The organism is Micromonospora sp. NPDC049801, assembly GCF_040656575.1.
Taxonomy (GTDB): Bacteria; Actinomycetota; Actinomycetes; order Mycobacteriales; family Micromonosporaceae; genus Micromonospora.
Genome location: NZ_JBFAMS010000001.1, coordinates 508,909 through 521,799 on the forward strand (window position 1 = coordinate 508,909; position 12,891 = coordinate 521,799).

A 12,891-nucleotide genomic window follows, 5' to 3' on the forward strand; every position below is an offset into this window, starting at 1 on the left:
GAGTGACAGGGGCTCGTTATGGTGCGCGAGGCGCTCACGAGGCGCGTCAACCCCCATCGAAGGGCACGTCATGACCTCTGGATCCGGTCCATCGCGTCGCCAGGTGCTCGCGGTCGCCGCCGCCGCGGCGACCGCCCCGCTGATCGCCGCCGCCCCCGCCCAGGCGGCGGGCCCCGCCCGGTCGCGCACCTGGGACCTCACGCTGCTGGGCACGTCGGACACGCACGGCAACGTCTACAACTGGGACTACTACCGGGACGCCGAGTACGACGACAGCAAGCACAACGATGTCGGCGTCGCGAAGCTGGCCACCCTGATCAACCAGATCCGCCGCGAGCGGCGCGGCAAGGCCACGCTCGTGCTCGACGCCGGCGACACCATCCAGGGCACTCCCCTGGCGACGTACTACGCCAAGCAGGAGCCCATCACCGCCACCGGCGAGAAGCACCCGATGGCCCGAGCGATGAACGTCATCGACTACGACGCCGTGACCCTGGGCAACCACGAGTTCAACTACGGCCTGCCGCTGCTGGACCTGTGGATCCGACAGCTCGGCTTCCCCGCCCTCGCCGCCAACGCGGTAAACGCGAAGACCGGCAAGCCGGCCTTCCTGCCGTACATCATCAAGAAGGTCTCCCTGGGCTTCGCCGCGCCGACCCTGCGGGTCGGCATCCTCGGCCTGACCAACCCGGGCGTCGCCATCTGGGACCGGGGCAACGTCGAGGGCAAACTGCGCTTCGACGACATGATCGCGACCGCCGCGAAGTGGGTGCCGGTCATGCGGGCCCGCGGCGCGGACATCGTGCTGATCTCCGCCCACGGCGGCGACAGCGGCACCTCCAGCTACGGCCCCGAGCTGCCCAACGAGAACCCGGTGGCGCTGATCGCCCAGCAGGTGCCCGGGATCGACGCGATCCTCTTCGGGCACGCCCACAACGAGGTCGTCGAGCGGTTCGTCACCAACGAGCGGACCGGCACGCAGGTGTTGCTCTCCGAGCCCTCGAAGTGGGGCCAGCGGCTCACCCGGATGGACTTCACCCTCACCCGTGAGCGCGGCCGTTGGACGATCACCAACAAGGCCGCCACCATGCTGAACACCAACACGGTCGTCGAGGACCCGAAGGTGGTCGCGGCCGTGCGGGCCCAGCACGCCAAGACTGTGGCGTACGTCAACCAGGTGGTCGCCACGTCCACCGTGGAGCTGTCGGCGGCGGAGTCCCGCTACCAGGACACCCCGATCCTCGACTTCATCAACCACGTGCAGACCGAGGTGGTCGGCGCGGCCCTGACCGGCACCGCGTACGCGGACCTGCCGGTACTGTCGATCGCGGCGCCGTTCAGCCGTACCGCCGTCTTCCCCGCCGGCGACGTCAAGATCCGCGACGTGGCCGGCCTGTACGTGTACGACAACACCCTCGAAGCCGTCGTGCTCAGCGGCGCCGAGGTACGCGCGTACCTGGAGTACTCGGCGAAGTTCTTCCGCACTCTCGCGCCGGGCGCTCCGGTCGACCCGGAGCAGATCAGCGACCCGGCCGTGCCGGACTACAACTACGACGTGATCTCCGGCCTGGACTACGACATCGACATCTCCAAGCCGGTCGGCCAGCGCATCACCCGACTGGTGCTGCCCGGCACCGACACCCCGGTCGCGGACGACGCGCAGTTCGTGGTGGCGGTGAACAACTACCGGCGCAGCGGCGGCGGCAACTTCCCCGGCATCGTGAAGACCCAGGTCTACAACGCGCAGCAGGAGATCCGCCAGCTGCTCATCGACTGGGCCCAGGCCAAGGGGACCATCAACCCGGACGACTTCTTCCAGCCCAACTGGCGTCTCGTGCGCGAGGGTGTGCCGGTCTTCTGACCGTGGCGTGACGGCGGGCCGTGGGTGACGACACCCGCGGCCCGTCCGCGTATGTTCAGCCCTGCACGTTCCAGCGGACCGGGTCCTCGGCCTTCTCCGGCCGGTCCCGCCCGGGATCGGTCTCGGTCAGCGCGACCTGGTCCTCCGGGCGGACCGCGGGTGGCAACTCCCCGAACCGGATGTGGCGCAGGAACGCGTACTCGTCGTCGGTGAACGGTTGCTCGGCCATCGGCACCCCCCTACTCCCCCGTCATTGTCCAACGGCGGGCCTTCGGCACATCGGTCCGTTGGCTGACAGCCCGTCGACGTTGGGTGGACCCCGACACACCCCGTAAAGCATCCTAGGATCCTGGTCTCATGGCCACGGAACCCGGCAACTCGCGTCGATCTTGCACTAACGGTTGCCGAAGTGTGCGGTTTCGCGTGGAATGTCGCCACAGAAAACGCAAGATCGGCGGGCTGGGGCGGGGCGGGCTGGGGCGGGGCGGGGCTCAGGAAGGGGTGTCGGCGGGCGGGCGGCGCGGGGTCGGCAGCCGGTCCAGCACGGCGAGGGCCGCCCGGATCGGTCGGCGGCGCAGCATGTCGTCGAAGCTCGCCTGCCCCTGACAGAAGCGCACGAACATCCGCCAGCCCGGCGGGGTCGCCAACAGCCCGTGGAACACCTCCGGGCGCCGGGTGAACAGGTCGAGCAACCGGAACCCTGCCCGCATCTCCGGCGTCAGGCGCTCGGCGACCGCCCGCTCGTACCCGGCCAGATCCCCGGCGGCCACCGCCGCCCCGGCCAGCTCGCCGGAGCGCAGGGCGAAGCTGATCCCCTCGCGGCTCCACGGCTCCAACAGCCCGGCCGCGTCCCCCACCACCAGCACCCGGCCGTTGCGCAACGGCGAGTCCTCCTCGCGACACCGCGTCAGGTGACCCGAATCGTGCGCCGCCGGCAGACCGGTCAGACCCAACCGGTCGACGAACTGCCGCAGGTAGGCACGTGTCCCCTCCCCCGCGCCCCGGCCCGCGATCACACCGACCGTCAACCGGTCGCCCTTCGGGAACACCCAGGCGTACGAGCCCGGCATCGCCCCCCAGTCCAGCAACAGTCGCCCACGCCAACGCTCCTGCTCGGCGGGCGGCACCGGGATCTCCAGCTCCAGCCCCAGGTCCACCTGGCGGTAGCGCACCCCCACGTGCCGGGCGGTCACCCCCGACGAGCCGTCCGCGCCGATCACCGTGCGGGCCGCCAGGGTCGTGCCGTCGGCCAGTCGCAGGCGTACCCCCTCGGGATCCTGCTCGATGGCACGGACCGCGACCTGCTCACGCAGCTGCGCGCCGGCGGCGACCGCCGCGGCGCGCAGGCGGTCGTCGAACTCCTCCCGGCGCACCATCGTCACCACCGGGCTGCCGTTGCGGCGGGTGAACTCCCGCCGGCCGTCGCGGGTGAACGTCACCCGGTCGACCCGGTCGTGCGCCGGCACCTCGATCCGTTCCCGCACGGCGGCCAGCGAGGTGCCGATGAGGCCGCCACCGCAGGTCTTGTAACGCGGGTGCGTGGCCCGCTCGACAACCAGGGTGCGAACACCCGCGCGGGCCGCGGCGTGTGCCGCGGAGAGCCCGGCGGGGCCCGCGCCGACGACGACCAGATCCCAGACGATCACCATCGCAGCGTAGGGCGTGCTCGCCCTCCACCGCCCGAACGGGTGGGCATCTTCGGTCGGGCAGGGGGTAACCGATGCGGCGCAACCGTCCGCGTCCGGCGGGTGGGCGAAGGAGGAGATCATGCAGCGGATGGAGCTGTCGGAGGTCGAGCAGCGGGTGTACGAGGCGGTCACCGCCCTCGAAGCACGCGGCCAGGTGCCCTATCCGGACCTGATCGCCGAAGGATCCGGGCTGACCGAGGAGCAGGTGCACGCCCCGCTGCACCAGCTCACCGAGAAGGGTCTGCTGCACCGCGAGGACTCGCCGATGGCCGGCCTCGACTTCGGCCCCCGGTTCTGCGCCCGTCAGATGGCGTGACCCTGGACGGTTCGCCCCCGCTGGTCGGGGTAGCGGTCAGGAATGCATGATCGACCGTCAACGGGGGGCACGATGAACGCGGCGGGCGAGCCGCAGCCGGTCGATGCGGCCGAGAACCGCCGACGCTGGCAGGCCGTCGGCGTCGGGCTGGTCGCCGCGTTCATGACGCTGCTCGACGTGAGCATCGTCAACGTCGCGGTGCCGTCCATCGACCGCGCGCTGAACGCCTCCCCGAGCGACCTGCAGTGGGTCCTCTCGGGGTACGCGCTCACCTTCGGTCTGGTGCTCGTACCGGCCGGCCGCTTCGGAGACTTCCGAGGTCGGCGTAACGCGTTCGTCTTCGGGATCGCGTTGTTCACCCTGACCAGCGCGCTCGCCGGCCTGGCGACCTCACCCACCTGGCTGGTCGCCGCCCGGCTGCTCCAGGGCGCCGCCGCCGGCATCATCAACCCACAGGTGATCGGGCTGATCCAGCAGTTGTTCCGGGGGCCGGAGCGGGCCCGCCCGTTCGGGTTGCTCGGCGCGACCATCGGCATCTCCACCGCCGTCGGACCACTGCTCGGCGGCCTGCTCATCGCCCTCGGCGGTGAGGAGCACGGATGGCGGTGGGTCTTCTTCGTCAACGTGCCGGTCGGCATCGTCGCGGTGATCCTGGGTTGGCGGCTGCTACCCGGTCGGCCCGACGGGCAACCCGGCCGCCGTCGACTCGACCCGGTCGGTGTGCTGCTGCTCGGCGTCGGCGTGGTGCTGATCCTGCTGCCCCTCGTGCAGGAGCAGCAGTGGCGTACGCCGTGGAAGTGGGCGCTCATCCCGGCCGGCCTCGCGGTGCTGGTCGCCTTCGGCCTGTGGGAGCGGTGGTACGCGCGACACCGCGAACCGCTGTTCGATCTGCGCCTGTTCACCTTCCAGTCGTACACGCTCGGGTCGCTCATCGCGCTCATCTACTTCGGCGGGTTCACCGCGATCTTCTTCATCTTCACGCTGTTCCTGCAGAACGGGCTCGGCTACAGCGCGCTCGTCGCCGGTCTCGCCATCACGCCCTTCGCGCTCGGGTCCGCCGCCGCGTCCGCTCTCGGAGGACGCATCGTCAACCGGTTCGGCCGACCCCTGGTCGCCATCGGCCTGCTCGCCGTGGTGATCGGGCTGGCCGCCACCGTGCTCGCCCTGCACGTCGCGCCGCATTCCCCGGCGCCCTGGGTCACCGCCGGTCCGCTGCTCGTCGCCGGCATCGGCAGCGGCCTCGTCATCGCCCCCAACCAGACGCTCACCCTTGCCCAGGTGCCCGTCCCGCAGGCGGGCAGCGGAGCGGGCATGCTCCAGACCGGTCAGCGGATCGGCGCCGCCGCCGGCATCGCCGCGGTCGGCTCGATGTTCTTCTCCTCGCTGGCCGACAGTCACGGCGACTGGACGGGAGCTTTCGAGAAGTCGCTGCTGCTCGCCACGGGCATCATCGCGCTCGCGCTGGTGGCGGCGTTGATCGACATCTTCCGCAATCACCACCACTGACGCGATCCGCGGGTACGGCGATGGCCGGCACCCGTTGTCGGGGTGCCGGCCATCTGCGTGTCTTAGCTGTTCCAGTTGTGGGCGACCAGGTCGGTGGCCTGCTGCTCCCACTGCGCGTACGCGTCCGGGTACGCCGACACCTGCACGGTCTGCGCGGCGTCGGTCAGCGGCATGTCCTGCCAGCCGTCAACCTGACGCAGGCCCTTGAGGAACGCCGTCGTCGAGTACTCCGGGTCGGTGATCTGCTCCGGCGTGCCCCAACCGCTCGACGGGCGCTGCTGGAACAGGCCGAGGGAGTCGTGGTCGTTGGCGTCGCCGAGGTGACCCAGGTTCTCCAGCTTGGACTCCTGCAGGCTGGTGGCGATGGAGATGACCGCGGCCCGTTCGGGCAGGCCGGCCTTCTTGGTGGCGGCGATGATGGCCTTGGCGTTGGCGGTCTGCTCGCCGTTGAGGTCGATGTGGGACTGGTCGCCCTGCGGCTTGGGTGCGGTGGTCTGCACCGCTGCGGCGGCGGGCTTGGCGTCGACCGGGTTGGCGTGGGCGGCGATGGGGCCGGCGAAGACGCCACCGGCGAACGCGAGACCAGCGATGGACAGCATGCTCTTGCGGAAGATCGTGTTCATCAGGGGTTGCTCCTTCGGGGGTAGGAAACACCCACCTGTCACCACTGCGGGGGATCGGTGACGGGGGTGTCAGCACCTCGTCCGGGCGCTCAAAGTCTGGGGGGCGGCCTGCGAGCCGGGGGGCTCGTGGCGGCCGGTCCGTGTGTAACGACCCGGGGGGCGGGGCCATTCCCGGGGGCTGACGATCCGCGGTGAGCGGGGCTCGTCGTGCCGGGACCGGGTGTAACGACCTGCGGTCCGGGGTCATTCCCGGGGGCTGACGATCCGAGGGGATCGGGGCTCGCCGTGCCGGGACCGTGTGTAACGACCCGCGGTCCGGGGTCATTCCCGGGGGCTTGGCTCCCCCCGGGGGCGGGGGGCTCGGCCGTGGTCCTGCGATCGTCGGGAGGTGTAACGACCCCCGGCCCGCCACGATTCCGGCCCACGGGTGCAGCGGGTCACCACAGTGGCCCCACAACCGGACACACCACCCACGCACGGCGGTCGGCCTGGGTGATCGACTCCGGATCGCCGAACTCGGGGCATCCCGGACCGGTCGATGCCCCCATATCGGCGACCTCGTGTCGATCACGGCGATCACGGCGATCACGGCGATCGGGGCGATCGGGGCGATCGGGGCGATCGGGGCGATCGGGGCGGCGTGGCAGGAGCCCGCCGCCGACGGACGCCAAGCGGGCGTCCCGGGTCGTCGACACCCCCGCGACTGGCGGTCGGGAGTCGATCACGCCGAGGCGGTGTGGACCGGGCGAACGCCACACCGCCCCACGACGTGACCTGGCGCCCGCCGGGACAATCCGACGGGCGCCAGTTCGAGGTACGTCCGGGGCACTGCCCCGGCTGTGGTGCCGGTTAGTGCGCGGCTCCGCCGAAGCGCTGGCGGCGACGCCAGGCCAGGGTCAGCAGCAGCATGATCGCGCCGGCGCCGACGAGACCGCCACCGAGCTTCATGGGCGTACCGATGCTGTCACCGGTGACGGGCAGCGGCTGCTTGCGGTGCAGCACCCGCAGCTCGGTGCTCGCGGTCCGGCCGGACTCGCGGCCCGTTGCGGTGAAGGTCAGCAGACCGGTCACCGACGGCTTGTAGCTCTTGGTGAAGTGCCCCTGGGCGTCGGTGTACGCCGTGAAGTTGAGCGGCGCGCTCGCCTGGTACGCCACCGGCGCCATGGCCACGGTGGTGCCGTCGCTGCGGCGGGCCGGCGCGTTGCCGGCGGCCGGGGCAGCGAGGGGGGTTACCGTCACCGAGATGTCGACGGTCTCGTTGGGGCCGAAATTGGTGCCGGTCAGGATGACCGTCTCGCCCAGGAAGATCGTCGGCCGGTTGACGGTCAGGGACGCGGCGGCCGGCGGGTACGGCGGCGGTTGAGGCGTGCCGCTGGGCGTCGGCTGCGGCTGTGCCGCCCCCGCTGCCGTCGGCACGGCCACCACGGCCAGGCCGACCGTGAGCGCCATGATGATGCGGGATAGCCGCATGATTGGTTCCCTCCTACTGGTCACAGCTTCGTGCGGAATGAACTTGGGTGGTCCAAGGGCTGGCGGTGGGGGTCAGCCACAGCTCGGCCTGCCCGACGCCGGTCTTGGCCGTCAGGACGGTGACCTCCAGCGCCCTCTCGACGCCGGGGCCGATGTCGACGTTGGCCGTCGCCACCTGGCGGCGGCGTTCGGTGCCGCTGCCCAGTGCCGTCTCGGCCCCGTCGAGCCGGGCGTCGAGCACGGAGCCGCCCGCCGGGCTGAAGATCGACACCAGCGTGCGCACGGTGTACGGGTCGCCAGCCAGACCGAGGCCAAGGATCGACTTGCTGAGCCCTGACTTCGGCGCCGTCGAGCGCAGAGTCACCCGCAGTCGGAGCTCGCGGCGGCCGTCGGGCCGGCATTCGCCGACCGTGAGGCTCGCCGTCGGCCGCAGGTAGTAGCCGAGCTTCGCGCCGCTGCCGTCGTTGAGAAACACGCCGACCGTCGGCACGGTGTCCTGTTCCGGGAGCGTCCCGGCCATCCGGCTGTTGCCGAACGTCCGTTGTTCTTCCGGGTGAGCACTCCAGAACAATATCCGGCGTTCCGTGATAGCACGGTCAAATGCGGACAACAACACCCTGGGGTTGACATTCTTCGTGAAGAAGGCGTCAAACACCGCAGCCGCCGAGGATGCGAAGTAGGCGTCCTGCTGCGTGGTGTCCAGTCGCTGGTAGGTCTCGTTGAGCAGGGTCTGCACGGCCTTCTCGCTGGCCAGCGGCGCCCCGCCGGGCACCAGCACCGGGCCGGTCGCCTTGAGCAGGTAGGACAGCACCACCGGATCCACGGCGAGCACACCGTCGACAGTGGTACCGGTCTTGCGCCGGTACATCTCCCGGTACAGGGCGGCGGCGGTCGGGAAGTGCGGGGTCAGGTTCACGTCGGCGGGGTAGATGCCGGGCAGGTCGGTCCAGATCGCCCGGGTCTCGGCGGGCAGCTTCAACGCCGGGGTGAACCGACCCAGGGACGCGCTGCTGCCCTGCCGGCCCATCTGGACCCGCCCGCCCTCGGCCTCGATCATCGCGTACGCGCCGAACATGCCGCCGGTCGCGCGCAGCTCGGCCAGGTTCTGCGAGACGAGCAGGTAGCGCCGAGAGCCGCTGGCGCCGAGCAGCGGCGGCAGCAGCCGAGCGCCCTGGTCGGCCGCGGCGGTGAGGCTGGCCAACCGGTCGATCTCGCCGCGGAGATCGGTCAGCGCCTGGCGGACCTGGCTGACCAGCTTGTCGGCCGGCACGGCGGCCAGGTCCCGACGGGTGCCCTGCACCGAGTCGTTGACCCGGGTCAGCTCGCCGGAGACCGACGTGAGCCGGGCCAGGTCCAACCGGCCGCCGGCCGGCACGAGGCTGGTCAGGTCCGTGCGCAGCAGGCTGGGGAACGCCTGCCGGGCCAGGTCGTCGATGGCGATGGCGATCAGCCGGACCGCGTCGAGATCGTCACCGGCCGCCGGGGTGTGCCGACCGAGCCTCCAGCTCGGGTCGGACGTGGCGGTCCGGGCCGCGCCGGACTGCTCCTGCAGGGCGGAGAGGGTGCGCAGGGCCCGGTCGGTGTCCCCGCCGACGACCTGAGCGCTCAACTCCCGGGCCAGGCCGGCGGCATTGAGCAGGTGCGCGCGCGCCTGCCAACCGCGAAAACCGATCCACCCACCCGCGGCCAGCACCAGCGATCCGACCACGAGCGCGCCGAGCAGGGCCCGGCGCAGTCGCGCGCGCCGGCGACGCCGGGACCGGCTTCGTCGTCGACCCGGTCGTTCGCTCTCCGTCACACCACACTCCGATCCAGGAATCGGACAGTCTGTCGAATTCCCTGACGTTCTTAGCACGTTACGAGGACTCTCGTACCGTTATGGAATTTCTGGTCCTTTACGCGAGGTTTCCTCGCGACGCCGTGGCTCCCTGCGGGACGCGGCCGGCGGCCTCGTGCAGCAGCCGTTCGATCCGGTCGACACCGGCCGGCAGCGACATCTCCCGCAGGTACGTCTGCCGCCCCCGCCGGCCCATCTCGGTGCGCGCGGGCGGCGGGATGGTGGCGGCCAGCCAGAACCGGTCGGCCAACGCGGCCCAGTCCTCGGGTGGGCAGGACAGCCCGGCTCGGGCGCGTTCGACCAGCTCGACGGTGTCCCCGCCGGCCGACGCGACGACCGGCGCGGCGCACGAGAGCGCGGCCTGCAGCTTGCCCGGCACCATGCCGCGAAGCTCGGGCAGGTCGCGCAGCATGATCAACTGGTAGTCGGCGGCGGCGTACAGCTCGGGCATGTCGACAGGTGAGCGCCGTTCGAGGAAGCGGACGTTCTCCGCCTTGAGGTCGGCGGCGAGCCCCCGCACCCGCCGCTCGTCCGCGCCCGAGCCGACCAGGACCAGGTCCATCGTCCGGTCCAGCGCGGCCGCGGCCCGTACCGCCGTCTCCAGCCCCTGGCGGGGTCCGATGGTCCCGGCGTGCATGACCACACACCGGCGATCCCGGCGGACCATCTGCCGGGCCGCCGCGCCGGGTGTCGCCGGGTAGAAGATGCGCTCGTCCGTCCAGTTGAGGACCAGACGAACCCGGCCGGGGTCGGCGCCGGCCGCGACCACCAGGTCGCGCATCGACGGCGCGGCCACGGCGACCCGCGCGGCCGACCGGTAGACGCGGGTCATCGCGGCGTCCATCCGCGCCAACCAGCGGCCGCCGCCGGACGCGTCGACGCCGTCGCGAGCCCAGACATCCTGTACGTGCAGCACCGTCGGCACCCTCGCGAGGAGCCGCAGGACGGCGGCGGTGGCGAACGTGGTGGCCGGCAGTTGAAAGACGTAGAGCGCGTCCACGTCACCCAGGAACCGGCGGGCCGCCAGCGACGCGCTCCCGGCGAACGACAGGTAGCTGGCCATCCGCGCCCGGGTGGTGGTGGCCCCGCCGGAGACCCGCGGCACCCGGCGGACCGACAGCCGGTCGCTGTGCGTCTCGTGGTGCCACCGCTGCCGCCACCCTGGATAGACGTGGCCGCCCGGGTAGTCGGGGAATCCGGTGAGGACGCGGACCTCGTGCCCGCGCGCGGCCAACTCCTCGGCGAGGCTGCCGGGGATGAACGCCGGCTCGGGCGGGAAGTGGTACGACAGGATGCCGATCTTCACCGCGGCACCGCCGGTGGGCGCGGACCGGGCTCGGCCGGCGCGGCACCGCGTCCGACGGGGCGGCCCGCGTAGGATGCTGGCAACCCCTCCCCGCGCGCCCAGCGGCGTCGACGCATCACCCTCGCGGTGCGGCGACCCGTGTCCGCATCCACGAGAGGGCTCCCGATGGCCGACCGCGTGCTGTTCGTCTGCCACGCCAACCTGTGTCGCTCGCCGATGGCCGAGCACCTGGCCCGACGGCTGTTGGCCGACCGTCCCGTGCTGGTGTCCAGCGCCGGCACCGACGCGATGGACGGGATGGCCATGCACCCGTACGCGGCGGAGGTCGTGGCCGAGGAGGGCGGCGACCCGACGGCGTTCAGCAGCCGTACGCTGCGTGCCGAACAGCTGACCGAGGCGACGCTGGTGCTGACCGCGACGCGGCGGCAGCGGTCGGTGTGCACCTCGCTCGCGCCCGGCGCGCTGCACCGGACGTTCACCCTGCGCCAGTTCGGCCGGCTGGCGGCGGCGGCCGAACCGCCCGTCGGATCGACCGACGATCCGCTGGGGGCCGCCATCGCCGCCGCCGCCAGCGCCCGCGGGCGGCTGCAACCCGCCGCTGCGGACGCGGACGACCTTCGGGACCCGATCGGCGGTACCGTCGCCGACTTCCGTCGCTGCGCCGAGGAGATCGAACGCTCGCTACGACCCCTCGCCGCGCTCATCGGGGCAGCCGGGTGAGTTCCTGGGTACGGTCGCTGACACCGTTGACCCCGGCGTCCTCACTGTGCCGGGCGGCGGGGGCCCGGTCGGTCGGTACCGACGGCGTGGCCGTCGAGGCGACCACCCGGTAGGCCTCGTACTGGTACGCCTCGGCCTTGGCCACCTTCGCCATGTTGAGCACGCAGCCGAGCAGCCGCACCGAGACCGAGTGCAGCGCGCGGGCCGCCGCGGCCACCTGGGTACGCGACGTCCGACCCTGCTGGCTCACCAGCAGCGCGCCGTCGGCCTGGACAGCCACCACGACGCCGTCGGTCACCGCGAGCAGCGGCGCGGTATCGATGATCACGATGTCCGCGGACTCGCGCAACGCGAGCAGCAGGTCCGCCATCGCCTTGGAGCCGAGCAACTCGCTCGGGTTGGGCGGCGCGGAGCCACTGGGCAGCACCAGCAGGGACTTGTCGCCCCACCGCTGCACCACGTCACCGACCTGGACGTCGCCGACCAACACGTCGGTGAGGCCGACACCGGCGTCCAGGCCCAGGTAGTCGTCGACCTTCGGGCGTCGCAGGTCGGCGTCGACCAGCAGCACCCGCCAGCCCGCCTCGGCCAACGCGATGGCCAGGTTGCACGACATCGTCGTCTTGCCCTCGCCCTGCAACGCGCTGGTCACGGCGATGACCCGGGCCGGCTCGTGCACGTCCACGAAGCGCAGGTTGGTCCGCAGCTTGCGGACCGCCTCGGCACGGGCCGACGTCGCGGCGTCGCCGACGATCAGCGGGGACGTGCGGGCGGCGCTCTCGAACGGGATCTCACCGAGCAGCGGGCTTCCGGTGGCGCGTTGCAGGCCGGCGGCGTCGCGCAGGCGGACGTCGGCGACGCCGCGCAGGATCGCCAGGCCGACGCCGAGGACGAGGCCGAGCAGACCGCCGAGTACGAGGTTACGCAGCGGCTTCGGCGAGACGGGGCTCGCGCTGACCCGTGGGCCGCTGACCACCTCGATCTTGATGGGTGACTTGCCCTCGGGTGGCGTCTCGACCTTCTGGACGAGTTCGACGAACTTCGCGGCGAGGGTCTCGCTCACCCGCAGGGCGCGGGCCTGGTCGGTGTCGGTGATCGAGGCGCGCAGCAGGACGGTGCCCGTCTCGGTGGAGGTGGTCACCCGGCGCTGCACCTCGTCCGCGGTGAGCCCGACCGGCGTCTCGGCCGCGACACTCTGTGCCAGGCGGTCGCTGCTGAGCAGGTCGGCGTACGACTTGACGCGCTGCTGGAGGAACAGCCCGCCCTGGTAGGCATCGGAGACGCCCTGGTTGGGGGTGGTGACGAAGAAGGTCACCGAGGCGACGTACCGGGGCTGGGCCCGTACGGTCAGAAACGCCGAGACGCCCAGGGACACCATGATCGTGAGCAGCACGACCCACCAGTGCCGACGCACGTGGCGCAATTGGCGAAGCAGGTCCATCAGGCTTGCCTCCGGACCGGTCCGGTTACGCCAAAGAACTTCACGAAAACCCCCAAGGTCGTCTGTCAACTCGTGAAACCATTAAAGCCCCTCATAGGACTTATGTCCGGAGTTATGCATTTT

11 protein-coding genes are annotated in these 12,891 nt (G+C 71.6%); 4 read left to right on the forward strand and 7 right to left on the reverse strand.

All coding sequences use genetic code 11. The features are described from left to right. Positions 1-70 precede the first annotated feature (70 nt). A complete protein-coding gene (locus tag AB0I89_RS02425) occupies positions 71-1,861 on the forward strand; it encodes a 5'-nucleotidase C-terminal domain-containing protein (protein ID WP_357118822.1) in 1,791 nt (596 codons plus the stop codon). Between the two features lie 55 nt (positions 1,862-1,916). Here the strand turns inward: AB0I89_RS02425 and AB0I89_RS02430 are convergent, their stop codons facing one another. Both AB0I89_RS02430 and AB0I89_RS02435 read right to left on the reverse strand, forming a co-directional pair. Beyond that, positions 1,917-2,090, reverse strand: a complete 174-nt coding sequence (locus AB0I89_RS02430; RefSeq protein ID WP_355053659.1) for a hypothetical protein — start codon at positions 2,088-2,090, stop codon at positions 1,917-1,919. A 262-nt stretch (positions 2,091-2,352) separates the two neighbouring features. Further along, positions 2,353-3,507 carry a geranylgeranyl reductase family protein gene (locus tag AB0I89_RS02435; RefSeq protein WP_357118826.1) on the reverse strand — a complete coding sequence of 385 codons (1,155 nt, stop codon included), beginning with the start codon at positions 3,505-3,507 and terminating at the stop codon, positions 2,353-2,355. Positions 3,508-3,628: 121 nt separating this feature from the next. Here AB0I89_RS02435 and AB0I89_RS02440 point away from each other — a divergent pair, with 121 nt between their 5' ends. Further along, on the forward strand, positions 3,629-3,865 hold the full coding sequence (locus tag AB0I89_RS02440; RefSeq protein WP_355249091.1) for a hypothetical protein: 237 nt from the start codon (positions 3,629-3,631) through the stop codon (positions 3,863-3,865). A gap of 42 nt (positions 3,866-3,907) precedes the next feature. After that, complete coding sequence (locus AB0I89_RS02445) at positions 3,908-5,371, forward strand: MFS transporter (protein WP_357118830.1); 1,464 nt, start codon at positions 3,908-3,910, stop codon at positions 5,369-5,371. 62 nt (positions 5,372-5,433) lie between these two features. Here AB0I89_RS02445 and AB0I89_RS02450 read toward each other — a convergent pair whose 3' ends face one another. From AB0I89_RS02450 to AB0I89_RS02465, 4 genes are all read right to left on the reverse strand, one after another. Next, positions 5,434-5,994: a hypothetical protein gene (locus AB0I89_RS02450; RefSeq protein ID WP_357118833.1), complete on the reverse strand. Its 561-nt coding sequence runs from the start codon at positions 5,992-5,994 to the stop codon at positions 5,434-5,436. An 849-nt stretch (positions 5,995-6,843) separates the two neighbouring features. Continuing rightward, positions 6,844-7,464 carry a hypothetical protein gene (locus AB0I89_RS02455; RefSeq protein WP_357118836.1) on the reverse strand — a complete coding sequence of 207 codons (621 nt, stop codon included), beginning with the start codon at positions 7,462-7,464 and terminating at the stop codon, positions 6,844-6,846. 13 nt (positions 7,465-7,477) lie between these two features. After that, a complete protein-coding gene (locus AB0I89_RS02460) occupies positions 7,478-9,262 on the reverse strand; it encodes a DUF4012 domain-containing protein (protein WP_357118839.1) in 1,785 nt (594 codons plus the stop codon). Between the two features lie 97 nt (positions 9,263-9,359). Continuing rightward, the gene (locus AB0I89_RS02465) at positions 9,360-10,607 is read right to left on the reverse strand and encodes a glycosyltransferase family 4 protein (RefSeq protein ID WP_357118842.1); all 1,248 of its coding nucleotides are present in this window, start codon (positions 10,605-10,607) and stop codon (positions 9,360-9,362) included. 165 nt (positions 10,608-10,772) lie between these two features. On the opposite strand from AB0I89_RS02465, the gene AB0I89_RS02470 reads away from it, so the two are divergent. Further along, on the forward strand, positions 10,773-11,327 hold the full coding sequence (locus AB0I89_RS02470) for a low molecular weight phosphatase family protein (protein WP_357118845.1): 555 nt from the start codon (positions 10,773-10,775) through the stop codon (positions 11,325-11,327). On the opposite strand, the gene AB0I89_RS02475 is transcribed toward AB0I89_RS02470, so the two are convergent. Next, complete coding sequence (locus AB0I89_RS02475) at positions 11,308-12,768, reverse strand: polysaccharide biosynthesis tyrosine autokinase (RefSeq protein ID WP_357118848.1); 1,461 nt, start codon at positions 12,766-12,768, stop codon at positions 11,308-11,310. The genes AB0I89_RS02470 and AB0I89_RS02475 overlap by 20 nt on opposite strands. Between the last annotated feature and the right edge of the window lie 123 nt (positions 12,769-12,891).

Coding starts and splice junctions, on each gene's coding strand:
- AB0I89_RS02425 (WP_357118822.1), top strand. CDS start 71: ATGACCTCTGGATCCGGTCCATCGCGTCGCCAGGTGCTCGCGGTCGCC.
- AB0I89_RS02430 (WP_355053659.1), bottom strand. CDS start 2,090: ATGGCCGAGCAACCGTTCACCGACGACGAGTACGCGTTCCTGCGCCAC.
- AB0I89_RS02440 (WP_355249091.1), top strand. CDS start 3,629: ATGCAGCGGATGGAGCTGTCGGAGGTCGAGCAGCGGGTGTACGAGGCG.
- AB0I89_RS02445 (WP_357118830.1), top strand. CDS start 3,908: ATGCATGATCGACCGTCAACGGGGGGCACGATGAACGCGGCGGGCGAG.
- AB0I89_RS02450 (WP_357118833.1), bottom strand. CDS start 5,994: ATGAACACGATCTTCCGCAAGAGCATGCTGTCCATCGCTGGTCTCGCG.
- AB0I89_RS02455 (WP_357118836.1), bottom strand. CDS start 7,464: ATGCGGCTATCCCGCATCATCATGGCGCTCACGGTCGGCCTGGCCGTG.
- AB0I89_RS02470 (WP_357118845.1), top strand. CDS start 10,773: ATGGCCGACCGCGTGCTGTTCGTCTGCCACGCCAACCTGTGTCGCTCG.
- AB0I89_RS02475 (WP_357118848.1), bottom strand. CDS start 12,768: ATGGACCTGCTTCGCCAATTGCGCCACGTGCGTCGGCACTGGTGGGTC.